Origin of the sequence: Citrobacter sp. KTE30, from assembly GCF_000398825.1 — a bacterium.
Classification (GTDB): Bacteria; Pseudomonadota; Gammaproteobacteria; order Enterobacterales; family Enterobacteriaceae; genus Citrobacter; species Citrobacter freundii.
The window spans coordinates 38,608-63,867 of sequence record NZ_KB976055.1 but is presented as its reverse complement, the minus strand read 5'-3'; the positions used below and the strand labels follow the sequence as shown (position 1 = coordinate 63,867).

The following is a 25,260-nucleotide window of genomic DNA, read 5'->3' as shown; positions in this document are numbered from 1 at the left end:
TGAATGGAGTTACCGAGATAATGATTGGGTCGAAAGATTACCACATTTCTTTTGGAGGAAGCATGGCAACACGTATTGAATTTCACAAGCATGGTGGCCCTGATGTACTCAAGGCGGTGGAGTTTACACCCGTAGACCCGGCGGAAAACGAAATCCAGGTCGAGAACAAAGCTATTGGGATCAACTATATCGACACCTACATCCGCAGTGGTCTTTATCCGCCGCCATCTCTGCCCAGCGGCCTGGGTACCGAAGCTGCCGGCGTAGTCAGCAAAGTCGGCAGCAAAGTGACACACATTAAAGCTGGCGATCGCGTGGTGTACGCCCAGTCTGCCCTTGGCGCCTACAGCTCAGTGCATAACGTTCCGGCCGATAAAGCCGCCATCCTACCCAACGCAATCTCATTTGAACAAGCCGCAGCCTCATTCCTGAAAGGGTTAACCGTTTTTTATCTGCTGCGTAAAACCTATGAAATTCAGCCTGATGAGCCGTTTTTGTTCCATGCGGCTGCGGGCGGCGTCGGGATGATTGCCTGCCAGTGGGCAAAAGCATTGGGCGCGAAGCTGATTGGTACCGTCGGCAGTGCGCAAAAAGCGCAAATTGCGCTGCAGGCCGGCGCATGGCAGGTCATTAACTATCGTGAAGAAAGCATAGTTGAGCGAGTGAAAGAGATAACCGGCGGAAAAAAAGTACGGGTGGTGTATGACTCGGTGGGGAAAGATACCTGGGAAGCCTCGCTGGATTGTTTACAGCGCCGGGGACTAATGGTCAGCTTTGGTAATGCTTCCGGGCCGGTGACTGGCGTGAACTTAGGTATTCTGAACCAGAAAGGTTCGCTGTACGTGACCCGTCCTTCACTCCAGGGGTATATCACCAATCACCGCGAATTAACCGAAGCCAGCAATGAGCTATTCTCGCTAATTGCCAGCGGAGTAATCAAAGTGGATGTCGCGCCTGGTCAGACGTTCGCACTGCACGATGCACAGCGTGCTCATGAAGTACTTGAAAGCCGGGCAACGCAGGGATCGAGTTTGCTAATCCCATAATGCTTCGACTTCCCCTAAATAATTCAAATTGCAGGAAGGCGGCAATTGAATGAATCCCCAGGAGCTTACTGGAGTAAGTGACTGGGGTGAATGAAAGCAGCCAACACACCTGCGGTTTGAATTATGACGGGGAAGTAAAGAATTAGGGCTTCCCGTGGGAAGCCCTTTCTTTTTTTAGTTCGGCTGTATGTAGGGTACAGCTCGATGAATTCGTTAACCTGGCAATAGTGACAGATTTGATAATCAATTCCTATTTGGTTCTAAAGGCAATGTTGCAGGTTGTGACGCACCGCTCAATACCTTAGTAAAATCGACGGTTATTGCGCTGATACTGTGGGACTTTTGGCGCTTTTATCGCCTTGATAACCCACACCACGGCAACAGCCAGTAGCAGCTAGGGCAACAGTTTAATCATCAAGGCAAATAGTCCGCCCAGAAACATCACTGCGGTGGCTACGACCAATGCAGCCAGAACGCCCAGCAAAGATACGCCGGTGACCATCAGCATGATAAAAAATCCAATCACAAAAAGTAGTTCCAGCATGGCTCTCTCCCGAAATGAAATTCTCTCCATTGCTTTACAAGAAACATGCCAAAAATAATGTATTGATTTATAAAGAAAACGCCCCGCGACAAAGCGCAGGGCGTGGTGAAATTAACTAACTTTTGGCGAAAACTTAACGCTTGTCAGCGACCAGCTTCAGCGCATGCTCCAGTACGTTAATATCTGCCCCGGCTTTATGCGCATTTTCGCTCAGATAGCGACGCCACTGACGAGCCCCAGGGATCCCCTGAAACAGCCCCAACATATGGCGCGTCACATGTCCCAAATAGGTCCCCTTACTCAGTTCACGCTCAATGTACGGGTACATGGCGCGCACCACGGCAACTGGATCGGCATCTTCGGTGGCAGCAGCAAAAATCTCACGGTCAACGGACGCCAGAATACCTGGGTTTTGGTAAGCTTCACGCCCCACCATCACGCCATCCATATGTTGCAGATGAATTTTTGCTTCTTCCAGCGATTTAATGCCGCCGTTGATCGACATCGTCAGATGCGGGAAATCACGCTTTAGCTGATAAACACGGTCATAATCCAGCGGTGGGATCTCGCGGTTTTCTTTCGGGCTTAACCCGGATAGCCAGGCCTTGCGGGCGTGAATAATAAACATCTCACATTCGCCGTTGCCAGATACCGTGTTGATGAAATCGCACAGGAATTCGTAGCTGTCCTGATCATCAATGCCGATACGCGTTTTCACCGTTACCGGAATCGACACCACGTCGCGCATTGCTTTGACACAATCGGCGACCAGTTGCGCATTCCCCATCAGGCAGGCGCCAAACATGCCATTCTGCACGCGGTCGGAAGGACAACCCACGTTGAGATTGATTTCGTCATAACCCCGCTGTTCAGCGAGCTTTGCGCACTGCGCCAGCGCCGCAGGATCGCTCCCGCCCAGTTGCAATGCGACCGGATGCTCTTCTTCGCTATACGCCAGATAATCGCCTTTACCATGAATGATCGCGCCGGTGGTTACCATCTCCGTATAGAGCAACGTCTGGCTGGACAGTAAGCGCAAAAAGTAGCGGCAGTGTCTGTCCGTCCAGTCGAGCATCGGCGCGATAGAAAAACGATGAGCGGGAAAAGCGGTAGACTGAGATTCAGGCAGCATGGCGAATATTCAAGCATCCGGTTAAAAAAGGGGCGCTACTATAGCATAGACCGTTACGATAGTGAGCCACATCCTCGCGGCTCACTCCCTCTGCCCCTCAACAAACGCTATTTACGCCCCGGTTTTCCGTCGTGTGATCCGAAAAACTGCGGCGGATGGTCGACCCAGCGATCCTCGCGTGTAGCGGCATAGACCGGGTTAAGCGGATAATAAATGCGGTTATATTTTTTGTTCGCCTCACCCACGACTAATAGACGCACCTCTTCGCTGGTGTTATTGATAAAGGTATGGCACACGCCTGTACCTGCCGGGAAACCGACGCTGTCGCCCGGTTCTAGCTTCCATAAATACCCGTTAATCCAGGCCTCAGGATAACCTTCCAGCACATAGATAAACTCTTCCTCATCGCTTTCAGCGTGCGGGTACGACGTGCGCCGACCCGGCGGCAGGCGTTCATGATGAATGCCGAGTCGTCCTAACCCCAATTTGCGGGCAAGCGGCGCGCCAATAGCAAATAGCTCATCGCTGTCGGGATAAGTGGAGTCGTCAGCCCCCTCAACCTCACGCCAGTGGCGAATACAATCGGGTCTTTTCATGGTTATTTTCCAGTATTGCGATGCGTCAGGTATAGCACACCGCGGTGGATCTCGGCGTTTTAAGCAGAACATGTTAAAGTAAGGGATTAACCTTCCACGCAAATCGAGGCGCCAAATGGACAAAACCACTACGCAAGAGTTATTGGCTCAAGCTGAAAAACTCTGTGCGCAACGCAACGTGCGGCTTACGCCACAGCGTCTCGAAGTGTTGCGCCTGATGAGCCTGCAGGAAGGGGCTATCAGCGCCTATGACCTGCTCGACCTGTTGCGGGAAACTGAGCCGCAGGCCAAGCCGCCAACCGTGTATCGTGCGCTCGATTTTCTGCTGGAACAAGGGTTTGTGCATAAGGTGGAATCCACCAACAGCTATGTCCTTTGCCATCTGTTCGATCAGCCAACCCACAGTTCCGCGATGTTCATTTGTGACCGCTGTGGTGTGGTAAAAGAAGAGTGCGCAGAAGGTGTGGAAGACATCATGCATACGCTGGCGGCCAAAATGGGCTTTGCTCTGCGACATAATGTTATTGAAGCACACGGACTATGTCCGGCCTGTGTAGAAGTTGAGTCATGCCGCCATCCTGGCGAGTGCCAGCATGACCATACGATTCAGGTGAAGAAGAAAGTGGGGCGCTAGGTAAGCGGGAGAGCGTACATCCTTGTACTCTCAGGAGGGAGGGGTTAATTACCAGCGGTAATCATTACGTTTTTCCCAATCGTTAACTTCTTTCTCCGCCTGATCTTTCGCGTAACCGTAACGCTCCTGGACTTTACCGACCAGTTGGTCACGTTTACCTTCAATGACCGTCATATCATCATCGGTCAGTTTGCCCCATTGCTCTTTCACTTTACCTTTAAACTGCTTCCAGTTGCCGCCGACTTCGTCTTTATTCATCATCAAGTCCTCATCGTTAGGTTGTGAATAGCGAGAGTGCCATGTCCAGACACATGCTGTTTTTGCTGGACGTGAGAATAAGTGTAGTCACTGATTCTGGGTTTTATTTATTATTCGGAATTTTTAACCATCCAGATTAGGCAAACCAGGTTCCATTACGCCAGTGACGCCGCCAGATAAAGGCCAGCGACAGCCCGCGCAACGCGAGGAAAACGGTTAACGCCAGCCACAAACCATGATTTCCCAGCCACGGCAACGTCAGGAGCGTTAAGGCGAATCCCACTGCGGCAACGGCCATACTGTTGCGCATTTCTGCAGCCCGCGTCGCGCCAATAAACATTCCGTCGAGCAGATAACACCAGACACCCACCAGCGGTAACACCACCTGCCAGAAGAGATAGCGATCGGCCAGTAGTTGGATTTGCGGCAGCGAGGTCAGTAGCGCAACAATCTGCTCGCCAAACAGGGCATAAACCAGCGAAAACAGAATAGCCACAATACCGGACTGCCGACAGGCCGCCCGCCAGACGTCCAGTAACTGGCTACCATCTCGCGCCCCATAGGCCTGGCCCGAATGCGCTTCCACGGCATAGGCAAATCCATCCAGCGCGTAGGCGGTAAAGGTTAGCAGGGTCATCAGAACGGCATTAACCGCAATAATATCGCCTCCCAGACGCGCACCCAGCACCGTGATAGCGCCAAAACAGAGCTGCAGCAGCAGCGAGCGCAACATGATGTCACGATTAAGCGCCAGCAAACGACGGAAGTTGCCACGCCACGCCTGCTTCAGCATTGCCAGCGATATTCCGCGCATATGCAGGACTTTGCGCACCATCATCAGGCCGATCAGTAAGGTGGCATATTCAGCAATCACCGTCGCCAGTGCCGCACCTTGCACGTTCATATGCAGGCCCATCACCAGCCATAAATCGAGCACAATGTTAAGAATATTGCCAACAATCAACAGGATAACCGGCGCACGCGCATACTGAACGCCAAGCAGCCAGCCGAGCAGCACCAGATTAGCCAGCGAGGCGGGTGCGCTGAGCCAGCGGATTTCAAGGAAACGCCGGGCTTGTTCCAGTACCGCTTCACTTCCCCCGACAATATGCAGCGCTACATCGATAATCGGCGTACGAAACAGTGCGATAAGCAACCCCGCGCCCAGCGCCAGCATTAGCGGCTGCACCAGTGCGCGCGCCAGCGCCTGTGGATTTTTCGCACCAAATGCCTGGGCAGTAAGACCCGTGGTGCTCATGCGCAGGAAAAGCAGCAGCATAAAGAGAAAACTGGTTGCCGTAGCACCAACCGCAACACCGCCAAGATAGACCGGACTATCCAGATGACCAATCACCGCGGTGTCCACCAGTCCCAGCAGGGGAACGGTGATATTGGAGAAGATCATCGGTAAGGCGAGGTGCCAGAGTGCTTTATCAGAAGAGGTAAAGAAAGGCATACAGGAAAGCCTGATGAAAAGAAGTGAAAACTAACTGTGGCGCAGAATGCGCCACAGTATTAATACATGATTACAGCCATTCACCGTTACGAATGACACCTACCGCCAGCCCTTCAATGGTGAAGCTTTGCTCACGCAGGTCGACAACGATAGGTTTAAATTCGCTATTTTCTGGCAGAAGTTCAACCTTGTTTCCCTGCTTTTTCAGGCGTTTAACCGTAACTTCGTCATCAATACGGGCAACAACAACCTGACCGTTACGCACGTCCTGAGTTTTATGCACAGCGAGTAAATCACCGTCCATAATACCAATATCTTTCATAGACATACCGCTGACGCGCAGCAGAAAATCGGCGTTCGGTTTGAACAGTGAAGGATCGACCTGATAATGGCCTTCGATGTGCTGCTGCGCCAGAAGTGGCTCGCCTGCCGCCACACGACCGACAAGCGGTAATCCCTCTTCTTCTTCCTGCAGCAGTCTAATACCGCGCGATGCGCCGGAGACAATTTCCAGCACACCTTTACGCGCCAGCGCTTTCAGATGTTCTTCAGCGGCATTTGGGGAACGGAACCCCAAACGCTGCGCGATCTCCGCACGCGTCGGTGGCATACCTGTCTGGCTGATGTGATCTCTAATGAGATCAAACACCTCTTGCTGCCTGGCCGTTAACGCTTTCATTCCGCCCCCTGGGTGTATATACAGTTATGCTGTGAGTATATACAGCTAAAGGTGATTTTGGAACCGCAAACTGCACAAAAAGCAGGAGATTTATGAAGATGTGGAATCCTTATCGCAAATGCGACCACAACAGGATGCCCCAGGTAATCAGAGCGACAAAAATAGACAACAATACCGCCGCCGACCCCATATCTTTCGCCCGGCCGGAAAGTTCGTGATACTCAGAGCCTATACGATCAACTACCGCCTCAATCGCACTGTTGAGGATTTCAACGATCATCACCAGCATCACGGAACCAATCAACAGCACGCGAGTAATCGCATCGACGTCCAGCCAGCAGGCGATAGCTACGCCCAGCAGTACGGCAACGCTTTCCTGGCGGAATGCCGCCTCATTGATCCATGCGGCGCGAAAACCTTTCCAGGAATAGCCTGCAGCTTTGATAATTCGGGTGAATCCAGTGGTATTATTGGCCATCAAAAAGAACCTTTTTACATTATTAGCGTCAATGTCATTGTAACGTTACCCCGTTTGTTTCAGGGGGTGGCAAAGCAGCGCGAAGTATGACGGGATACCACAGAAATTCACTAAACTTTCTGATATCCTTGCAGCGCATTTGCATTATTAACCAGAGGCTTTACATCGTTTATGTCCGGCTGGCCACGAATTTACTACAAATTACTGAATTTACCATTAAGCGTCCTGGTAAAAAGCAAGTCTATTCCGGCAGAACCTGCCCCGGAATTGGGGCTCGATACGTCTCGTCCCATTATGTACGTCCTACCGTACAATTCAAAAGCAGACTTGCTGACGCTGCGTGCCCAATGTCTGGTGCACGATCTCCCCGATCCCCTGGAACCGCTGGAGATAGACGGGACTTTACTGCCGCGCTACGTGTTTATTCACGGCGGCCCGCGTGTGTTCACCTATTACACGCCAAAAGAAGAGTCCATCAAGCTGTTCCATAACTATCTCGACTTACATCGCAGCAATCCAGACCTGGATGTGCAGATGGTGCCGGTTTCGGTGATGTTTGGCCGTGCGCCAGGGCGTGAAAAAGGTGAAGTTAATCCGCCGTTACGTATGCTAAACGGCGTACAGAAATTCTTTGCGGTTTCCTGGCTGGGTCGCGACAGTTTTGTCCGCTTCTCCCCGTCGGTCTCTCTGCGTCGTATGGCGGATGAACACGGTACGGATAAGATCATTGCCCAGAAGCTGGCACGCGTGGCGCGTATGCACTTTGCTCGCCAGCGTCTGGCCGCTGTCGGCCCGCGCCTCCCTGCCCGCCAGGATCTGTTTAATAAACTGTTAGCTTCAAAAGCGATCGCTCGCGCGGTAGAAGATGAAGCGCGCAGTAAAAAAATCTCCCACGAAAAAGCGCAGCAAAATGCCATTGCGCTGATGGAAGAGATTGCCGCCAACTTCTCCTACGAAATGATCCGTTTGACGGACCGTATCCTGGGCTTTACCTGGAACCGTCTGTATCAGGGGATTAACGTTCATAATGCGGAGCGTGTACGCCAGTTGGCGCACGATGGGCATGAAATCGTGTACGTTCCGTGCCACCGCAGCCATATGGACTATATGCTGCTGTCGTACGTTCTGTACCACCAGGGTCTGGTTCCGCCGCACATCGCAGCCGGTATCAACCTGAATTTCTGGCCAGCGGGTCCGATTTTCCGTCGTCTGGGCGCATTCTTTATTCGTCGTACCTTCAAGGGCAACAAGCTCTACTCCACCGTATTCCGTGAATACCTGGGCGAGTTGTTCAGCCGCGGCTACTCGGTTGAGTACTTTGTCGAGGGTGGACGTTCACGTACTGGTCGTTTGCTCGACCCTAAAACCGGCACCCTGTCGATGACTATTCAGGCGATGCTGCGCGGCGGTACGCGTCCTATTACTCTCGTACCGATCTACATCGGCTACGAGCACGTAATGGAAGTGGGCACCTACGCAAAAGAGCTGCGTGGCGCGACGAAAGAGAAAGAAAGTCTGCCACAAATGCTGCGTGGCTTAAGCAAGCTGCGCAACCTGGGTCAGGGCTACGTCAACTTTGGTGAACCAATGCCATTGATGACTTACCTCAACCAGCATGTGCCAGAATGGCGTGAATCTATCGATCCTATCGAGTCTATCCGTCCGGCCTGGCTGACGCCGACGGTGAATAACATTGCCGCCGATCTGATGGTGCGCATTAACAACGCTGGCGCGGCCAACGCCATGAACCTGTGTTGTACCGCGCTGTTGGCTTCCCGCCAGCGCTCTCTGACCCGTGAACAGTTAACCGAGCAGCTCGACTGCTACCTGAGCCTGCTGCGCAACGTGCCGTACGCGGCGGACTCAACCGTTCCTGCGCAAAGTGCCAGTGAACTGATCGACCACGCCTTGCAGATGAACAAGTTTGAGGTCGAGAAAGACACCATCGGTGACATCATTATTCTGCCGCGCGAGCAGGCGGTCTTGATGACATACTACCGCAATAACATTGCGCATATGCTGGTTCTGCCTTCGTTGATGGCAGCCATTGTGACTCAGCATCGTCGTATTTCACGCGTCGCGCTACAGCAGCATATTGATGCGTTGTACCCGATGCTGAAAGCCGAGTTGTTCCTGCGCTGGGAGCGCGATGAGCTTGCCGGGGTGATTGACGAACTGGCCAGCGAAATGCAGCGCCAGGGGCTGATTACTCTACAGGATGGCGAGCTGCATATTAACCCTGCCCGCTCCCGTACGCTGCAGCTGTTGGCTGCGGGTGCTCGCGAGACGTTGCAACGCTACGCTATCACCTTCTGGCTACTGAGCGCCAACCCGTCGATCAACCGTGGCACGCTGGAGAAAGAGAGCCGCACCGTGGCACAACGCCTCTCAGTGCTGCACGGCATTAACGCGCCGGAATTCTTCGATAAAGCGGTGTTCAGCTCTCTGGTGCTGACACTGCGTGACGAGGGATTCATTAGCGATACCGGGGATGCCGAGCCGGAAGAGACGATGAAGATCTACCAGATGCTGGCCGAACTGGTCACATCGGATGTGCGTCTGACCATCGAGAGCGCCACACAGGGCGAGTAAGCATAAAAAAACCGGTCGAAATGACCGGTTTTTATTTTGCAGGCTAAGCCAAACTCAAAAGTGCCAGTAGCTCATCGCCAGTCCTAAGAACAGTACCAGGCCTACATAGTTATTGTTCATAAACGCTTTAAAACAGGCATCACGCTCACGATTAACGATCAGCTTCTGCTGATACACAAACAGCGCACCCGCCACCAGCAGAGACCAGTAATAGCCCGGTCCCAGCCCGTTCAGCCACCCAACCAGCGCCATCAGCACCAGTACACCGACCTGCAGAATACCAATAATGAGTTTGTCGTTCTGGCCGAACAGGATCGCGGTCGATTTAATGCCAATCTTCAGGTCATCATCCCGGTCAACCATCGCATACTGTGTGTCATAGGCCACCGCCCAGAGAATGTTGGCGAGGAACATCAGCCAGCAGCTCAGTGGTACAGACTCGCTCACGGCGGCAAACGCCATCGGTATAGACCAGCCAAACGCCGCGCCCAGCACCACCTGCGGCAGATGCGTGTAGCGTTTCATGAAGGGATAGACCCACGCCAGCGCTAGCGCCGCAACGGACAACAAAATGGTCATCGTGTTGAGCGTCAAAACCAGCAGGAAGGCCAGCAACACCAATACGACGAACAGCGTTCGGGCTTCTTTTTCGGTGACGGCACCGCTCGGCAGCGGTCGATTCGCGGTGCGTTTAACGTGTCCGTCAAATTTCCTGTCGGCATAATCATTTACCACGCATCCAGCGGCGCGCATTAACCAAACGCCGGCGACAAATACCGCCAGGATCCACAGTTGCGGCATGCCTGGGGTCGCCACCCACAATGCCCATAGCGTTGGCCAGAGCAGCAGTAAGGCGCCGATCGGCTTATCCGTACGCATCAAGCGGTGAAACGCCAGCAGCTTATTCTGCGTCAGACTCCACTCCATCTTTATCTTCCTCTCAGTACAACGGCGATGCAGGCAGAAAAAGCTCGGTAAGCATCAGCGGCTTACCGCTCAGCCGTAGGCGGGAACGACGCCCCCATAGCGCTGCATCGCGGCCAATCTCAATAAAATCTCGGGTCAATGTCGATGACGTAAACAGGTAGCGTCCGAGCGGGGTTTTCCCCAGGTTCTGTAAGGCCAGTTCAGGGCCGCACAAGGTTGATTCAGGCACCACGGTCCGTCCGGCAAGCCAGGGTTCACCATCCGCACATAACAGGATTTCACGTAACCAATAGCGAGACTCTTTAGGCAGCAGCGTCAGTTCTTCAGCCACCTCATTTTGCCCAACGAATTCTTCGCGAATCAACGTTACGGTGACCTTTTTCCCCTGCTGCTCAAAACGTTTGGTCATGGAATCTTCCAGTAACAACCAGTCGAGCAGTTGGGGGTCCAGCGCCGGGATCGCATCAAAATAACGCAGCGCACGCAGTTGCGTTAACGCAGGGTGTGGCATGCCTTACTCTCCGATTTATAACCTGAAGGCATTGTATCGCAGAAAATGCATTACGGGGTGAGCAAACACAATTAAGTGATCGTCAGAGCAACATAAGTGTAACAATTAGCACCGAAGGATAAAAAAAGGTGCGCCAGGAGACGCACCAGTTGTTGCAAAATCAGCACTGCGGGGAGACGTTTACCCCTTGCCTTTTACACTGCTGATAAAGGTGGATCGGGCAGATTTGGAACCCAGACGTTCAGCTTCATCAAGCAGCTTCAGCGCTTTATCGACATCGCCTTTCGCCACGGCATCCTTAATACCCTGGTTAAAATAACTTTCCGTGTCATTTAACATCGGCTCACTTTTCTTCACCGGTTGTGGCGCTGGAGCAGCAACGGCTGCTGCCGGGGCCGCGTAGACCACCGCAGGCGCGGCGGTATTGCCAACCGTGACAGGGCCAGGGCCGGATGAGCCAAACAGCGGCCCTACCAGCACGCTGGAGGAGGAACTGGTTTTGACTTTCAGCTTCAGCAGACCGTCGGTGGTATGACGGGCGATCGGGTCAGGAATATCCGGAACAGCGTTACCTACACCCTTGGCATAGGCTTTTGCCGGGTCAAGCAGGGTCGTGGTCTGCTGGAGATCTTTATCTGTGGTAAAGACCAGAACATAGAGCTTTTGCTGGCCCAGCGCTGGCGTCAGACGCATTACGCCTTCCAGACGATCGGCACTCATCACGCCGGGTTCCTGGTAGGTGAAATAGCTGCTGGGGAAGAACGCAGATGGCGTCATGTTCTGATCAAGAATTAAAACGTTTGGTGCAAATACACTGGTTTGTTTGTTGACTTCACTGGTCAGCGTCAGAGTTAACTCACCAATATTCGCGGGTACGCTGTACGCAGCGACTGGGCCAGTAATACCAGCAACATCCAGACGCTGACCCGCTGTCGCTAGCTGTGTCGACTGGGTTTTGGATTGATCAACCGGCGTCCAGGTTAACTGTTGTAGCGCAGCAGTGGGAATAGCTGGAGCCGCGGTGGTGTTCTGCGGAACAATATTTACATCGGCCAGGCTGATGCCAGGCGCGCTGGCAAATAACCCTGCAGATAAACAAAGGGCAACGAGACTTTTCTTCATTTTCATTGTTATCACCTCAGATAGCATGGGTTCAGCGGTGGCCAGGCAATAGCGCGCTAAACCGTAATCAAGAGGGGCTGGCGCCCCTCTTTCGGTCTTTACGTCAGGTTAGTGCTGAATTACCACCAGATTTCCATCTGGGCACCGAAGGACCACTCATCGCTGTCGCCACGGCTGGTTGTGCTGATACCAGAGTTGGTTGCAGCGGCGTATTTGGTTACGTCGTTACCATTTTTAACGTAGCCCCACTCTTCATCCCATTTGGCATAGGTTGCAAAGACACGAATTGCCGGGCGGGACCAGATGCTGTCGCCAGCCTGCCACTGTTGCGCCAGGGTGATTTTGTACTGGCTGTTGCGATCGCCAGTTTGCTGAGATTTGACGTTGTCGTAACCGACTTCCAGCAGGGTGCTCATGATCGGTGTCCATTTGTACATCGGACGAATACCGACGGTGTACCATTCGGTCCCCAGGTCGTTATCCATATCGAGGTTCTGGTACATACCGACGTACATCAGATCCCATTTGTCGCCCAGGGAGATTGCACCGTGGTCAAGTACGCGGAACAGGCTACCGTTGTTATTAATAACGTTATTGGCGTAATTCGTTTTACTACCGTCTGGGTTAGTAACGGTGAAGGAGGATGAACCGTAAGACCCTTGGTTCAGACCTTTACCCTGAGTGGTCATAGAATCTGTCGCGTACTGAACAACAAACTTGTTGTAGCCCTTCAGCATGCTCTGGGTATGTTCAGCGGTGAACATCCAACCATCTTTAGATGCGCCGTCTGCCAGGTGGTAATCATCGGTGGTATTCGCACGGCCATAGTCAACGCCCAATTCCAACATCCCATCCGGGTTAGTTGCCAACTGTGCTAAACGAACGTCAAATACGTCGTTGGCGGTGTCTTTGGTACGATCATAGATATTCTGGCTGCTGAAAGCATATGAACCACCCGCTTCCTGTGAACGGCTCGCGGCCAGAGACAGTTTACCGAAGCCCAGATCGATGTTTTCAATACCAGCACCAGGACCTGAAATATCCCAGTAGTAGAAGTCGATCATGTGAACATCATGACGCTGATAGAAGCGCTTACCTGCCCAGATAGTGGAGCCTGGCAGCCATTCAATCAGGTTTTTACCCTGCACGTTGGCTTCACGGAAGGCCGGGTCAGTCCCTTCCCAGTCATTCTGCTGTGCGACGGAATAGGCAACGTTAGTGTCGAAGTAGAAGCTCTTATCGCCTTCTTTCCACACTTCCTGACCTAATTTAATTTCCGCATAGGTTTCACATTCGTTACCAAGACGGTATTTACTTTGGGCGCCGGTTGCCTGGAAACACTGTTGTTCACCGCCGCTACCCGTCCAGCCAATACCGGAACGTGCATAGCCATGGAAATCCACAGCCATTGCCTGAACAGACATAATGCCTGCCGCCACAGCAACCGCCAGAGGGAGTTTGCGCAGAGTAATCATCGTTCTATCTCCTGAGATCATTGCTTTTCTTTAAACGCTTCACCTTGACGGTTTTGCGCTTTTTTTTAATGGGATACCTTAAACACCCGGCTCTTGATGCAACCGACGACATGCACTGCCATCCTCACGGAACAGATGGCAACGCTCTGGCGGCAGGCCGATAGCGAATGTGGCACCCTCTTCTACCAACACCACGTCGTTCTGGCGGTAAACCAGGTTTTGACGGATGGCGGGGATCTGGATATGAATTTGTGTTTCGTGACCAAGCTGCTCGACCACCTGCACTTCACCTTCGAGGGTGACATCGGCGATATCGCTGGGCAGCAGATGTTCCGGGCGGATACCTAAAGACATGTTGGCGCCAACCTGCACCGCATGGCTGTCTACCGGGAGCCATATTTGCTGGCGGTTAGGCAGTTCAACCTGCACCTGATCGATGGCCGTCCCGGTGACTTTCACCGGCAGGAAGTTCATCTTCGGCGAGCCAATAAACCCGGCAACAAAGCGGTCAGCCGGGTAGTGGTATAGCTCCAGCGGTTTACCAACCTGCGCTACGCGACCGGCATCCAGCACCACAATTTTGTCAGCCAGGGTCATCGCTTCGACCTGATCGTGGGTGACGTAAATCATCGTGCGACCAAGACGTTTATGCAGGCGGGAGATTTCAATACGCATCTGCACGCGCAGCGCGGCGTCGAGGTTTGACAGCGGTTCGTCCAGCAGGAATACACGCGGTTCAGCGACCAGCGTACGGCCAATCGCCACACGCTGACGTTGTCCGCCGGAAAGCGCTTTTGGTTTACGCTCCAGCAGGTGTGCCAGTTGCAGAACTTCCGCAACCTGGTTCACACGCTGGTTCATCACTTCTTTTTTCGCCCCGGCCAGTTTGAGGCCGAATGACATGTTTTCCGCGACAGATAAATGGGGGTATAACGCGTAGGACTGGAAGACCATACCCACACCGCGTTCGGCGGGCGGAATGTCGTTCATCCGGGTCTCCCCGATAAACAAGTCACCACTGGTGATGGTTTCAAGCCCGGCGATCATACGCAGCAAGGTCGACTTACCGCAGCCTGACGGTCCGACAAACACCACGAATTCCCCTTCGTGAATGTCGAGATTGATATCTTTCGATACCACCACGTCACCCCAGGCTTTTGTTACATTTCGCAGCTGTACGCTCGCCATGCCCTTCTCCCTTCGTTACAACCTGTCATCGACAGCAACATTCATGATGGGCTGACTATGCGCGATCACTTGACTGCGTGAATCCTCCACCCCCCGGCTTTTTTATGGGGGAGGAGGCGGGAGGATGAGAGAGCAGCGTCTGAGACCCGGGCTACCCGCCTCAGAGGAATTTCGTGATGCAGCCTGCAAAAATCGGTGGGTTTTTATGTGCGCCAGTACGCAATACTCACATTTATGTAACACAGATCACATAAAGAGCGGGTGGGGCGTAGGGGTAAGGAGGATGGAAAGAGGTTGTCGTATAAAGAAACTAGTAACCGTTAAGCCACCTCTGCAAAATCACCAAACAGGATGGGAACTATGAAAATCAAAACTGGCGCACGCATCCTCGCATTGTCTGCATTGACGACGATGATGTTTTCCGCCTCGGCTCTCGCCAAGATTGAAGAAGGTAAGCTGGTTATCTGGATTAACGGCGACAAAGGCTATAACGGCCTCGCTGAAGTGGGCAAAAAATTCGAGAAAGACACCGGGATCAAAGTCACTATTGAGCACCCGGACAAACTGGAAGAGAAATTCCCGCAGGTTGCCGCGACCGGCGACGGCCCGGACATCATCTTCTGGGCTCATGACCGTTTTGGCGGTTACGCTCAGTCTGGCCTGCTGGCTGAAATCACGCCTGACAAAGCGTTCCAGGACAAACTCTATCCGTTCACCTGGGATGCCGTACGCTATAACGGCAAACTGATTGCCTACCCGATCGCGGTTGAAGCGCTGTCGCTGATTTACAACAAAGACCTCGTGCCAAACCCACCGAAAACCTGGGAAGAAATTCCTGCACTGGATAAAGACCTGAAGGCGAAAGGTAAATCCGCGCTGATGTTCAACCTGCAAGAGCCGTACTTCACCTGGCCGCTGATTGCCGCCGACGGCGGTTACGCATTCAAGTTTGAAAACGGCAAGTACGATGTGAAAGACGTGGGCGTGGATAACGCCGGCGCGAAAGCGGGTCTGACCTTCCTGGTTGACCTGATCAAGAACAAACATATGAACGCGGATACGGATTACTCCATCGCCGAAGCTGCCTTTAACAAGGGCGATACTGCGATGACCATCAACGGTCCGTGGGCGTGGTCCAACATCGACAAGAGCAAAATCAACTACGGCGTCACGCTGCTGCCAACCTTCAAAGGCAAAGCGTCTAAACCGTTTGTTGGCGTTCTGAGCGCCGGTATCAATGCCGCCAGCCCGAACAAAGAACTGGCGAAAGAGTTCCTCGAAAACTACCTGCTGACCGATCAGGGTCTGGATGAAGTGAACAAGGACAAGCCGCTGGGCGCCGTTGCGCTGAAATCCTTCCAGGATCAGTTAGCAAAAGACCCACGCATTGCCGCCACCATGGATAACGCTCAGAAAGGCGAAATCATGCCGAACATCCCACAGATGTCCGCATTCTGGTATGCCGTTCGTACCGCAGTGATCAACGCAGCCAGCGGCCGTCAGACCGTCGATGCCGCGCTGAAAGATGCACAAGGTCGTATCACCAAGTAATGCTGTAGCACACGTGCCGGATGGCGGCATAAATGCCTTATCCGGCCTACAACACACCGTAGGCCTGATAAGCGCAGCGCCATCAGGCACGCTGACCAACAGGTTTTCATTGTTGTTGAGGATTGAACCCCATGGATGTCATTAAAAAGAAACACTGGTGGCAAAGCGACACGCTGAAATGGTCAGTGATGGGTCTGCTTGGGCTGCTGGTCGGTTACCTTGTTGTTTTGATGTACGCTCAGGGGGAGTACCTGTTTGCCATCATGACGCTGATTTTAAGCTCTGCTGGCCTGTATATTTTCGCTAACCGTAAAGCCTATGCCTGGCGCTATGTTTACCCGGGCGTTGCCGGTATGGGGCTGTTTGTCCTGTTTCCGCTGATTTGTACGATCGCCATTGCCTTTACCAACTACAGCAGTACTAACCAACTGACCTTTGAACGTGCTCAGGAAGTCCTGATGGATCGTTCGTATCAGGCTGGGAAAACCTACAACTTTGGCCTGTATCCGGCGGGTGATGAGTGGCAATTGGCTCTCACCGACGGTGAAACCGGCAAGAATTATGTTTCCGACGCCTTCAAATTTGGCGGCGAACAGAAACTGCAACTGAAAGAAACGGATGCTTTGCCAGCGGGCGAGCGTGGGACGCTGCGCATCATCACGCAGAATCGCCAGGCGCTGAACCAATTGACCGCCAACCTGCCGGATGAAAGCAAAGTGATTATGAGTTCACTGCGCCAGTTTTCCGGCACGCAGCCACTTTATACGCTCGCTGATGACGGTACGCTCACCAACAGCCAGAGCGGCGTTAAATACCGCGCCAATAACGATATTGGTTATTATCAGGCGATTAACGCTGACGGTAGCTGGGGTAGCGAAAAACTCAGTCCAGGCTATACCGTTGCCATCGGCTGGGATAACTTCACTCGCGTGTTTACCGACGAAGGCATCCAGAAACCGTTCTTCGCCATCTTTGTCTGGACGGTGGTCTTCTCCGTTCTGACTGTGATCCTCACCGTTGCTGTGGGGATGGTGCTGGCCTGTCTCGTACAGTGGGAGTCTCTCAAAGGCAAAGCGATTTACCGTGTCCTGCTGATTCTTCCGTATGCCGTACCGTCGTTTATCTCGATTCTGATTTTCAAGGGCTTATTCAACCAGAGCTTTGGTGAAATCAACATGATGCTGAGCGCACTGTTTGGTATCAAACCGGCCTGGTTCAGCGACCCAACCACCGCACGCTCGATGATTATTATCGTCAACACCTGGCTCGGTTATCCATACATGATGATCCTGTGCATGGGTCTGCTGAAAGCGATTCCTGACGATCTGTATGAAGCCTCGGCGATGGATGGTGCAGGTCCGTTCCAGAACTTCTTTAAGATAACGCTACCGCTGCTGATTAAGCCGCTGACACCGCTGATGATCGCCAGCTTCGCCTTTAACTTTAACAACTTCGTGCTGATTCAGCTGTTGACCAACGGTGGCCCGGACCGACTCGGCACCACCACGCCAGCCGGTTATACCGACCTGCTCGTGAGCTACACCTACCGTATTGCCTTTGAAGGCGGCGGTGGTCAGGACTTCGGTCTGGCGGCGGCGATTGCCACGCTGATCTTCCTGCTGGTCGGCGCGCTGGCGATTGTGAACCTGAAAGCCACACGTATGAAGTTTGATTAAGGGAGACAACGAACATGGCTATGGTACAACCCAAATCTCAGAAACTGCGTCTCTTAACAACGCACCTGCTGCTGCTGATTTTCATCGCGGCGATCATGTTCCCGTTGCTGATGGTTATCGCTATCTCGCTGCGCGAAGGCAACTTTGCCACCGGCAGTTTGATCCCGGAAAACATCTCCTGGGAACACTGGAAACTGGCACTGGGCTTTAGCGTTGAACACGCGGATGGCCGTGTGACGCCGCCGCCGTTCCCGGTACTGCTGTGGCTGTGGAACTCTGTGAAAGTGGCCAGCATTACCGCGATCGGTATCGTGACGCTTTCCACCACCTGTGCTTACGCCTTTGCCCGTATGCGTTTCCCGGGCAAAGCAACCCTGCTGAAAGGGATGCTGATTTTCCAGATGTTCCCGGCGGTGCTGTCTCTGGTCGCGTTATATGCTTTGTTTGACCGCCTGGGTCAGTACATTCCGTTTATCGGCCTGAACACGCACGGCGGCGTGATCTTCGCCTATCTTGGCGGTATTGCGCTGCATGTATGGACGATTAAGGGTTATTTCGAAACCATCGACGGTTCGCTGGAAGAAGCGGCCGCGCTGGATGGCGCAACGCCGTGGCAGGCATTCCGCCTGGTGCTGCTACCACTTTCCGTTCCGATTCTGGCGGTCGTGTTTATTCTGTCTTTCATTGCCGCTATTACCGAAGTACCGGTCGCGTCACTGCTGCTGCGTGATGTGAACAGCTATACCCTCGCGGTAGGTATGCAGCAGTACCTCAATCCACAGAACTATTTGTGGGGCGACTTTGCCGCCGCAGCTGTACTTTCAGCCATTCCGATCACTCTGGTGTTCTTGCTGGCGCAGCGCTGGCTGGTCAACGGACTGACGGCAGGTGGTGTGAAAGGTTAAGTTTTACCGAAGTAACTGCCCGGCAACGGGCAATGCCACTGCAACCCTCAACTTATGTTATCCCAACCTGTGACTGTTATTCGGCGCTCTACGGAGCGCCCTTTTTTTATGTTATTTTGTATTACGCTTACGATTATTTCCTTTCGTGCTCTCCATCACTGCAATTCTATTTTTCACCCGAACGCAATAAAATTAAACAGAATTAAGATCACAGAAAAGACAAAACGTAATTGCAATGTAAAAAATGATAATTGTCTTCCCTGCCTGTTAAATTCAACATCACGGCACTGATCAAAAGAGCTGTATCCTCTAAGGCAGGTCTGAATGAACACTCAATATAATTCCAGTTATATTTTTTCGATTACATTAGTGGCAACATTAGGAGGGCTATTATTCGGCTACGACACTGCAGTCATATCCGGAACGGTAGAGTCCTTAAATACCGTATTTGTCGCCCCACAACACTTAAGTGAATCCGCCGCCAACTCGCTGTTGGGCTTTTGCGTTGCCAGTGCGTTGATTGGCTGCATCATCGGCGGTGCGTTGGGCGGCTATTGCAGTAACCGATTTGGCCGCCGGGACTCGCTGAAAATCGCGGCGCTGCTGTTCTTTATTTCTGGTATTGGTTCCGCCTGGCCGGAACTAGGCTTTACAACTATTAATCCAGATAACGCCGTACCCGTTTATTTAGCCGGATACGTTCCCGAATTTGTTATTTATCGTATCATTGGGGGTATTGGGGTAGGTTTAGCTTCAATGCTCTCACCAATGTATATTGCTGAACTGGCACCCGCGCACATTCGTGGGAAACTGGTGTCATTTAACCAATTCGCCATTATTTTTGGTCAACTGTTAGTGTATTGCGTTAACTATTTTATCGCCCGTTCGGGTGATGCGAACTGGCTGAATACCGATGGCTGGCGCTATATGTTTGCGTCCGAAAGTATTCCCGCTCTGCTGTTTTTACTGCTGCTGTACACCGTACCAGAAAGCCCGCGCTGGCTGATGGCGCGTGGCAGACACGAACAAGCGGAAGGTATTCTGCGCAAAATTATGGGCAGTACCCTCGCCACCCAGGCCATGCAGGAGATCAATCACTCTCTGGAACATGGTCGTAAAACCGGTGGTCGCCTACTGATGTTTGGCGCAGGCGTTATCGTCATCGGCGTAATGCTGTCTATCTTCCAGCAATTCGTCGGTATTAACGTCGTGCTCTACTACGCCCCGGAGGTGTTTAAAACGCTGGGAGCCAGCACCGACGTGGCCTTGTTACAGACCATTATTGTTGGCGTGATCAACCTGAGCTTCACCGTGCTGGCTATCATGACGGTGGATAAATTTGGTCGCAAACCACTGCAGATTATTGGCGCTCTGGGCATGGCCATCGGTATGTTCAGTCTCGGTACCGCGTTTTATACCCAGGCTTCCGGGCTGGTTGCTCTGCTGTCGATGCTGTTTTACGTCGCCGCATTCGCCATGTCCTGGGGACCAGTTTGTTGGGTGCTGCTGGCCGAAATCTTCCCGAACGCGATTCGTGGCAAAGCGCTCGCCATTGCCGTTGCAGCTCAATGGCTGGCGAACTACTTCGTCTCCTGGACCTTCCCGATGATGGACAAAAATTCGTGGCTGGTTTCCCATTTCCACAACGGTTTCTCCTACTGGATTTACGGTTGCATGGGCATTCTGGCCGCGCTGTTTATGTGGAAGTTTGTGCCGGAAACCAAAGGCAAAACGCTGGAAGAACTTGAAGAACTGTGGGAGCCCTCCGCAGAGAAAACCCAGCCTGCCTCTGCGCAGTAATCCTGACCAGCAACACGCCGCAGCCCGATTGCGGCGTGTTGTCTTTTACTCTCGCTTCAGCCGTTTGGAATTACACAGCCACAGGGTGATCACCAGCAGCAGGATCGCTGCAGAATAGATCAGCACATCCATCGGCGCTTTATGATCGACAATGATCAACCGCACAATCGCGGTGATCCCGATATAGACAAAGTAGCGCAACGGAAAGTGAAACCCTGACTGAAAGTACTTCACAATCAACGCGATAAATTCAAAGTAGAGGAAGTAAACCACCAGCCCTTCCACCAGCTCATACTTGCTGGTTTGTTCCGGCGCGAACAGCACGTCCGCCAGATGCAGCGTTTCTTTCCCGAGGAATACAACCAGGATCAAGCCCAGACTCAGCAGTCCCAGATTCAACACGGTCTGTAAGATGGTGGAGATAAACTCCACGCGCGGACGAGATAGCGACGTCATAACAGCACCTCTTACTCAGTGGCGAGGTTCCTGTATAACGCAAAAATGTGACAGAGATCTACATTTTTTGTTTATATTTTGTGCAAGAAAGGTCAACAGAGAATGATGAATGCCACGATACATTTCACAGGATGAATTATGCAGCTAAGACAATCCGCTGTCCGCAACGTTACCTGCGGTGACAACGTGGTGATTTATGAACCCGCCAATCTCTACGATTGCACATTGGGAGACAACGTTTTTGTCGGACCATTTGTTGAAATCCAGGGCAACACGCAGATTGGCGCAGACAGCAAAATTCAGTCACACACCTTCATCTGCGAATATGTCACCCTCGGCGCCCGCTGTTTTATCGGGCATGGCGTGATGTTCGCCAACGATATGTTCCGCGAAGGAAAACCCAACGCCGACCGCAACAGTTGGGGAAGAATTACGATTGGCAACGATGTTTCGATCGGCAGCGGGGCGACCATTCTGGCGGTCACTGTCTGCGATGGCGCGGTCATCGGCGCAGGAAGCGTAGTGACCAAATCGATCACCGAGAAAGGCGTGTACGCGGGAAATCCAGCAAAATTATTGCGTCGCCTGTAACTTCCCTGATGACGGCGTAAATACCTTATCCGGCCTGCAATACAGGCACTTTGTAGGCCGGATAAGCGTAGCGCCATCCGGCTGGCAAACGGCTCGATTACCGAAAATTCACGCTGCGATCGCTGGTCATATCGTACAGACCAAACTTACGCCCAAGCTGCTGACCGCCATCACGTGTTAACGGCGTCCAGCCAATCGCCGCACGGCTGCGGGTCGGACCAGACGAGAACAGATCCAGCGGCACGGAAACGTACACCCCTTTAGTAAAATCACCCTCGCCATACTCATCCGGCGAGGCGTTAGTGATAGTCGCATAACCACCCACCACGACACCGCTGTCGAAGCGTTTGGCGATCTCCAACGTTCCGCCCTTATCCCCGGCCAGATACTGACCCACGCTGGCTTTCACCAGCACATCCTGGGCGAAAGAAGGATTCCAGTACGCGGTCAAATGCCCGGTCTTCACGCTGTAGTCGGTGAATTTCATCATGTCCTGCGCGCTACGCCAGTCACGCTGTTTCACGTAGTTGGCATCAACACCAAACGCCCAGTTGCTGTCCAGCGGACGATACAGCACTTCTGCCCCCGCGCCGCCGTACATGGTCTCCAGATAGCCGCCGTACACCTGTCCGTAAAAGCCGTTGCCGAGTGACTGGAAGTAGTTGGCCTGCAGGTTATTCACGTAAACATCGTTTTGCACGTAGTCACGTACATGGGTACGCACACGCGGCAAATGCGAATCCTGCGGCGGGTTGGTGTAGTTAAACTTGTCATAGTTATTGGCGAGGTTGGCGAACAAACTCCCGGTGGTCAGCAGATGATCGGTCACCCACCAATCCGCCGTACCCATCACGCCCAACTGATACATATAGAAATTTTCCGGGCCACCCACCGACTGGTTTAACACCGGATCGATATGGAAATCGAAGCGCGACTTATCGATATACCAGCCCTGCTCGGTCGTTTTCGGCACCACGGGCTCCACGCGTTTTTGCGCCAGTTGAGTCTCATGGCCCAAGGGCTCGCCTTCCAGATGGCGCTTGAGGCTGGAAACCTCTGTTTCGGTCGTCACCTGCGGCAAGTTAAGGCGATTTTCCGTAATACGGATCGTGCGGATCCCGTCAGGAAGATCGTTCATCACGATCCGGTTGGCACGCTCGATCCCCTCGCGCGAATCACGGTATTTCACCTGTTCGCCTGTTACATACAGCGTATCGCCCTGCACCTGGATTTTAGGATCCGCCAGCCCGGCATTGTATTTCAGCAGCGTTAGCTGATTCGCCACTACCGAATGTTGCAGGATCGCATCCTGCGGCTGCGGCTGATACTTCGGACGGGCGTTATCGTTATAGTTTGGTCGCAAATCGTTGAAGTTAGTCCGCAGCGTGAACCCAAACATAAAGGTGTTGCCGCGCTCATAGCTGAGGTTAACGTCGGCCCAATCGGTGACGCGATAAATAGCGCCGACGTTAAACTTGCTCTTCTGATCCAGCTTGCCCGCAAAATCCTGCTGGTAATTATTACCCTCATACTCCAGTTTCAGACGCAGCGGCTGCCAGGGTGTCTGATATTCCACGCCACCAAACAGCGACGCCGGGCCGTGGAACATCTGGCTGCCGTCAATAGAACCCGCCTGCTTGTAACTGTTATCGCGATGACAGAATTTATCGCTGTATGAGCAAAACGGATTGCTGACGTTGCCGCTGGTCCCGAGGTATCCCCAGCCAAGACCGAGTGAGAAATCAAACGGTCCCCAGGCTTTGTTCGCCACAATATACTCCGCATCGAACAGGCCCGTTCCGCCAATATCTCGCGCGCCAACTGCCACCTGCGGCATCCAGTAGCTCTCTTCCCACAGACGTAGCTTGAGATCAAAAGCTTTATCCTTGTAAGTCTGATCGCCAGAAAACGACTCCACGCTACTGTATTGTTTGGTACGCACATCGGTATAGCGCAGCGTGGTTTCCAGCCACGGGAAGAGCTGCACCGACGCAGAGTAATAGCGGTACTGATCGTTATCGCGGTAGTTAAGGCTCATTTCGCCCTCACGCGCCATGCGTGCGGTTGGGGTTTGCAGCAGCCCCACGCCGCCAAAATCGGACTGGGAAGGACCAATCGGTGCAGGATACGTTTCACCGTAACAGGCCGCACTAATACCCAGCGCCAACAGGCTGAGCAGATAAGTTTTTCTCATTATTCGGGTATCCGCTGGGTCAGGGTGCGAAGAATGTCGGCATTGATTTCATCCGGGGTGCTGCTCCAGACAGAGTCCGACAACCCGACAAAAATGATGCTGCCGGGCATCGGCTCAATGTGACGTTTGTTCCAGTAGGCGACCGGTACTTTTTGTGTGCGTCCGTTGGGATAGACAACCCAGGCGTAGCTACGATCCGCGCCGCTGAGCCGATGTTGCCCATCGAGATAGCTGGCAACATCACGTCCGGGTATAAAAGGCTGTTTACCCGGGTGGCTTAGCAGGCCAAACAGCGTGATATCTGTGGGCTGCGGTCCGACCCACAGTGTGTAATTGCCCTGCAACGGCGGGTTGCCTGGCTCACTGGTACGCACTACATCTGGGTCGAGATTAATCGTCTGTCTACCGGTCACCTTCAGCGCCTGAATTTGCTGGCGTAATGCGTTGATAGCGCCAGCATCATCACCGCTTGCTTCAGCACTCAACGCCGCCAGACGAGCCAGTAATGCCTGCTGCTGACGTTGTGCCTCAGTTGTTGCCCGCTCTTCGCTGATAACCGCACCTGGCCACCAGCTATTGCTCAACCGCGGCTGTCCAACCAGGTCGAGCAGATGTTCAGCCCCGGTCAGCGTTTTTGCTTCTGTGCTACCTGTCGTAATCACTTTTACGCTGCCCGCAGCAAAAACAGATGCCGCGCACAGGCTGAATGTCAGCGCAGTAATCATTTGTTTCATCATGGTTTTGCCGCCTTAATCAGCGTGGTTTTCACCGGGAAGAAACCTGCGCCAAGATACTGTTCCGACTGGCGAATCTGCCCTTCACTGTCGATCCAGTAGCGGTTATGCCAGCGCGTTTGATCGGTGGTGACCTCTTCATCAAGGATCCGTACCGGCGTGTTATCGCTGCCGACTTTGATGGTGTCTGCGCCATCCCATGTGAAAACCGAGCGCGCGGTGGCATAGCGTACCTGCTGATGTTCAGTCCAGCCCATCGTGCGGGTCCACGTTGCGCCGTCGACTATCTGATTTGGCTTGATGAGCGGGTCTGCCGCCAGATTATTCACCTCGATTAGGTTGTCCCCGCCAAGGTGCGTTTTCACAATGCGCCCATGCTGCGTGACGAGAATAGCCCGATCCTGAGTCACCCATTTCTGCTGTCCGTTTTCTGCAAACGCGAGTACCACAAACAGTTGGGGACCGCCGTTGAGCTGCATGTACTGGCTGGCGTAAGGCATGTTTTGAATTTCATCGTCCGTCATCTGTACGCCGGGAGTACCAAACACGCTATCCCACAGCGAATGACCCAGCCCTTCGGTAGTGGCTGAGCACGCCTGCAGTAGCAGGCAAACCATTATGATCGCTGGTCGCTTCACGACGTTTCTCCGCATTATTGCCGGGTGGCGCGACGCTTACCCGGCCTACAAATCCCACAGACTTTTGGCAATTCCAA

At 53.0% G+C, this 25,260-nt stretch carries 23 protein-coding genes and 1 pseudogene; 8 read left to right on the top strand and 16 right to left on the bottom strand.

Going from position 1 to position 25,260, the window contains the following annotated elements:
• Positions 1–62 precede the first annotated feature (62 nt).
• The gene (locus WC1_RS22280; RefSeq protein WP_003841359.1) at positions 63–1,046 is read left to right on the top strand and encodes a quinone oxidoreductase; all 984 of its coding nucleotides are present in this window, start codon (positions 63–65) and stop codon (positions 1,044–1,046) included.
• Positions 1,047–1,347: 301 nt separating this feature from the next.
• On the opposite strand, the pseudogene pspG reads toward WC1_RS22280, so the two are convergent.
• From pspG to WC1_RS22290, 3 genes and pseudogenes are all read right to left on the bottom strand, one after another.
• Positions 1,348–1,590, bottom strand: a pseudogene (pspG, locus tag WC1_RS0122590) (envelope stress response protein PspG).
• Positions 1,591–1,723: 133 nt separating this feature from the next.
• Positions 1,724–2,722, bottom strand: coding sequence for a tRNA dihydrouridine(20/20a) synthase DusA (gene dusA, locus WC1_RS22285; RefSeq protein ID WP_003841361.1), 999 nt, complete (start codon positions 2,720–2,722; stop codon positions 1,724–1,726).
• Between the two features lie 107 nt (positions 2,723–2,829).
• Positions 2,830–3,318: a cupin domain-containing protein gene (locus WC1_RS22290; RefSeq protein WP_003031710.1), complete on the bottom strand. Its 489-nt coding sequence runs from the start codon at positions 3,316–3,318 to the stop codon at positions 2,830–2,832.
• Positions 3,319–3,433: 115 nt separating this feature from the next.
• On the opposite strand from WC1_RS22290, the gene zur reads away from it, so the two are divergent.
• Positions 3,434–3,952, top strand: coding sequence for a zinc uptake transcriptional repressor Zur (gene zur, locus WC1_RS22295; RefSeq protein WP_003031709.1), 519 nt, complete (start codon positions 3,434–3,436; stop codon positions 3,950–3,952).
• Between the two features lie 48 nt (positions 3,953–4,000).
• On the opposite strand, the gene WC1_RS22300 is transcribed toward zur, so the two are convergent.
• The 4 genes from WC1_RS22300 to WC1_RS22315 form a co-directional block, all read right to left on the bottom strand.
• Positions 4,001–4,210 (bottom strand): CsbD family protein, encoded by a 210-nt coding sequence (locus WC1_RS22300; protein WP_003031706.1) that lies wholly within the window; start codon positions 4,208–4,210, stop codon positions 4,001–4,003.
• Positions 4,211–4,346: 136 nt separating this feature from the next.
• Positions 4,347–5,666: an MATE family efflux transporter DinF gene (gene dinF, locus WC1_RS22305; protein ID WP_016149403.1), complete on the bottom strand. Its 1,320-nt coding sequence runs from the start codon at positions 5,664–5,666 to the stop codon at positions 4,347–4,349.
• 70 nt (positions 5,667–5,736) lie between these two features.
• Entirely contained in the window at positions 5,737–6,345 is a 609-nt protein-coding gene (gene lexA, locus WC1_RS22310; RefSeq protein ID WP_003031703.1) for a transcriptional repressor LexA, read from the bottom strand.
• Positions 6,346–6,454: 109 nt separating this feature from the next.
• Positions 6,455–6,823: a diacylglycerol kinase gene (locus tag WC1_RS22315; RefSeq protein WP_003826594.1), complete on the bottom strand. Its 369-nt coding sequence runs from the start codon at positions 6,821–6,823 to the stop codon at positions 6,455–6,457.
• 171 nt (positions 6,824–6,994) lie between these two features.
• On the opposite strand from WC1_RS22315, the gene plsB reads away from it, so the two are divergent.
• Positions 6,995–9,415 carry a glycerol-3-phosphate 1-O-acyltransferase PlsB gene (gene plsB, locus WC1_RS22320; protein ID WP_003841366.1) on the top strand — a complete coding sequence of 807 codons (2,421 nt, stop codon included), beginning with the start codon at positions 6,995–6,997 and terminating at the stop codon, positions 9,413–9,415.
• Between the two features lie 54 nt (positions 9,416–9,469).
• On the opposite strand, the gene ubiA is transcribed toward plsB, so the two are convergent.
• The 5 genes from ubiA to malK form a co-directional block, all read right to left on the bottom strand.
• Positions 9,470–10,342, bottom strand: a complete 873-nt coding sequence (gene ubiA, locus WC1_RS22325) for a 4-hydroxybenzoate octaprenyltransferase (protein WP_016149402.1) — start codon at positions 10,340–10,342, stop codon at positions 9,470–9,472.
• 13 nt (positions 10,343–10,355) lie between these two features.
• Positions 10,356–10,853: a chorismate lyase gene (gene ubiC / locus WC1_RS22330; RefSeq protein ID WP_003031688.1), complete on the bottom strand. Its 498-nt coding sequence runs from the start codon at positions 10,851–10,853 to the stop codon at positions 10,356–10,358.
• 180 nt (positions 10,854–11,033) lie between these two features.
• The gene (malM, locus tag WC1_RS22335; protein WP_016149401.1) at positions 11,034–11,981 is read right to left on the bottom strand and encodes a maltose operon protein MalM; all 948 of its coding nucleotides are present in this window, start codon (positions 11,979–11,981) and stop codon (positions 11,034–11,036) included.
• Between the two features lie 113 nt (positions 11,982–12,094).
• On the bottom strand, positions 12,095–13,450 hold the full coding sequence (locus WC1_RS22340) for a maltoporin (RefSeq protein WP_003031683.1): 1,356 nt from the start codon (positions 13,448–13,450) through the stop codon (positions 12,095–12,097).
• Positions 13,451–13,528: 78 nt separating this feature from the next.
• Positions 13,529–14,638: a maltose/maltodextrin ABC transporter ATP-binding protein MalK gene (gene malK / locus WC1_RS22345; RefSeq protein WP_003031682.1), complete on the bottom strand. Its 1,110-nt coding sequence runs from the start codon at positions 14,636–14,638 to the stop codon at positions 13,529–13,531.
• A gap of 360 nt (positions 14,639–14,998) precedes the next feature.
• On the opposite strand from malK, the gene malE reads away from it, so the two are divergent.
• From malE to xylE, 4 genes are all read left to right on the top strand, one after another.
• On the top strand, positions 14,999–16,189 hold the full coding sequence (gene malE, locus WC1_RS22350; protein ID WP_016149400.1) for a maltose/maltodextrin ABC transporter substrate-binding protein MalE: 1,191 nt from the start codon (positions 14,999–15,001) through the stop codon (positions 16,187–16,189).
• A 131-nt stretch (positions 16,190–16,320) separates the two neighbouring features.
• Positions 16,321–17,865: a maltose ABC transporter permease MalF gene (gene malF / locus WC1_RS22355; protein ID WP_016149399.1), complete on the top strand. Its 1,545-nt coding sequence runs from the start codon at positions 16,321–16,323 to the stop codon at positions 17,863–17,865.
• Positions 17,866–17,879: 14 nt separating this feature from the next.
• Complete coding sequence (gene malG / locus WC1_RS22360; RefSeq protein ID WP_003031677.1) at positions 17,880–18,770, top strand: maltose ABC transporter permease MalG; 891 nt, start codon at positions 17,880–17,882, stop codon at positions 18,768–18,770.
• 324 nt (positions 18,771–19,094) lie between these two features.
• A complete protein-coding gene (xylE, locus tag WC1_RS22365) occupies positions 19,095–20,570 on the top strand; it encodes a D-xylose transporter XylE (protein ID WP_016149398.1) in 1,476 nt (491 codons plus the stop codon).
• A 45-nt stretch (positions 20,571–20,615) separates the two neighbouring features.
• Here xylE and psiE read toward each other — a convergent pair whose 3' ends face one another.
• Positions 20,616–21,026: a phosphate-starvation-inducible protein PsiE gene (gene psiE / locus WC1_RS22370; protein WP_003031674.1), complete on the bottom strand. Its 411-nt coding sequence runs from the start codon at positions 21,024–21,026 to the stop codon at positions 20,616–20,618.
• Between the two features lie 138 nt (positions 21,027–21,164).
• On the opposite strand from psiE, the gene WC1_RS22375 reads away from it, so the two are divergent.
• Complete coding sequence (locus tag WC1_RS22375) at positions 21,165–21,617, top strand: acyltransferase (protein ID WP_016149397.1); 453 nt, start codon at positions 21,165–21,167, stop codon at positions 21,615–21,617.
• Between the two features lie 97 nt (positions 21,618–21,714).
• Here the strand turns inward: WC1_RS22375 and WC1_RS22380 are convergent, their stop codons facing one another.
• Genes WC1_RS22380 through WC1_RS22390 form a run of 3 tightly spaced genes read right to left on the bottom strand, consistent with a single transcriptional unit; the run spans position 21,715 to position 25,183 of the window.
• On the bottom strand, positions 21,715–23,811 hold the full coding sequence (locus WC1_RS22380; protein WP_016149396.1) for a YjbH domain-containing protein: 2,097 nt from the start codon (positions 23,809–23,811) through the stop codon (positions 21,715–21,717).
• Positions 23,811–24,548, bottom strand: coding sequence for a capsule biosynthesis GfcC family protein (locus tag WC1_RS22385; protein WP_016149395.1), 738 nt, complete (start codon positions 24,546–24,548; stop codon positions 23,811–23,813). Before WC1_RS22385 ends, WC1_RS22380 begins: the two co-directional genes overlap by 1 nt.
• The gene (locus tag WC1_RS22390; RefSeq protein WP_016149394.1) at positions 24,545–25,183 is read right to left on the bottom strand and encodes a YjbF family lipoprotein; all 639 of its coding nucleotides are present in this window, start codon (positions 25,181–25,183) and stop codon (positions 24,545–24,547) included. The genes WC1_RS22385 and WC1_RS22390 overlap by 4 nt, the downstream gene beginning before the upstream one ends.
• Between the last annotated feature and the right edge of the window lie 77 nt (positions 25,184–25,260).

Excerpts from the sequence above, each read along its gene's own strand:
- psiE (WP_003031674.1), bottom strand. The coding sequence starts at position 21,026 with ATGACGTCGCTATCTCGTCCGCGCGTGGAGTTTATCTCCACCATCTTA.
- WC1_RS22300 (WP_003031706.1), bottom strand. The coding sequence starts at position 4,210 with ATGAATAAAGACGAAGTCGGCGGCAACTGGAAGCAGTTTAAAGGTAAA.
- malF (WP_016149399.1), top strand. The coding sequence starts at position 16,321 with ATGGATGTCATTAAAAAGAAACACTGGTGGCAAAGCGACACGCTGAAA.
- malE (WP_016149400.1), top strand. The coding sequence starts at position 14,999 with ATGAAAATCAAAACTGGCGCACGCATCCTCGCATTGTCTGCATTGACG.
- WC1_RS22290 (WP_003031710.1), bottom strand. The coding sequence starts at position 3,318 with ATGAAAAGACCCGATTGTATTCGCCACTGGCGTGAGGTTGAGGGGGCT.
- dinF (WP_016149403.1), bottom strand. The coding sequence starts at position 5,666 with ATGCCTTTCTTTACCTCTTCTGATAAAGCACTCTGGCACCTCGCCTTA.
- malK (WP_003031682.1), bottom strand. The coding sequence starts at position 14,638 with ATGGCGAGCGTACAGCTGCGAAATGTAACAAAAGCCTGGGGTGACGTG.
- malM (WP_016149401.1), bottom strand. The coding sequence starts at position 11,981 with ATGAAAATGAAGAAAAGTCTCGTTGCCCTTTGTTTATCTGCAGGGTTA.
- lexA (WP_003031703.1), bottom strand. The coding sequence starts at position 6,345 with ATGAAAGCGTTAACGGCCAGGCAGCAAGAGGTGTTTGATCTCATTAGA.
- WC1_RS22315 (WP_003826594.1), bottom strand. The coding sequence starts at position 6,823 with ATGGCCAATAATACCACTGGATTCACCCGAATTATCAAAGCTGCAGGC.
- WC1_RS22385 (WP_016149395.1), bottom strand. The coding sequence starts at position 24,548 with ATGATGAAACAAATGATTACTGCGCTGACATTCAGCCTGTGCGCGGCA.
- ubiA (WP_016149402.1), bottom strand. The coding sequence starts at position 10,342 with ATGGAGTGGAGTCTGACGCAGAATAAGCTGCTGGCGTTTCACCGCTTG.
- xylE (WP_016149398.1), top strand. The coding sequence starts at position 19,095 with ATGAACACTCAATATAATTCCAGTTATATTTTTTCGATTACATTAGTG.
- ubiC (WP_003031688.1), bottom strand. The coding sequence starts at position 10,853 with ATGCCACACCCTGCGTTAACGCAACTGCGTGCGCTGCGTTATTTTGAT.
- WC1_RS22375 (WP_016149397.1), top strand. The coding sequence starts at position 21,165 with ATGCAGCTAAGACAATCCGCTGTCCGCAACGTTACCTGCGGTGACAAC.
- WC1_RS22340 (WP_003031683.1), bottom strand. The coding sequence starts at position 13,450 with ATGATTACTCTGCGCAAACTCCCTCTGGCGGTTGCTGTGGCGGCAGGC.
- plsB (WP_003841366.1), top strand. The coding sequence starts at position 6,995 with ATGTCCGGCTGGCCACGAATTTACTACAAATTACTGAATTTACCATTA.
- dusA (WP_003841361.1), bottom strand. The coding sequence starts at position 2,722 with ATGCTGCCTGAATCTCAGTCTACCGCTTTTCCCGCTCATCGTTTTTCT.
- malG (WP_003031677.1), top strand. The coding sequence starts at position 17,880 with ATGGCTATGGTACAACCCAAATCTCAGAAACTGCGTCTCTTAACAACG.
- WC1_RS22380 (WP_016149396.1), bottom strand. The coding sequence starts at position 23,811 with ATGAGAAAAACTTATCTGCTCAGCCTGTTGGCGCTGGGTATTAGTGCG.
- zur (WP_003031709.1), top strand. The coding sequence starts at position 3,434 with ATGGACAAAACCACTACGCAAGAGTTATTGGCTCAAGCTGAAAAACTC.
- WC1_RS22280 (WP_003841359.1), top strand. The coding sequence starts at position 63 with ATGGCAACACGTATTGAATTTCACAAGCATGGTGGCCCTGATGTACTC.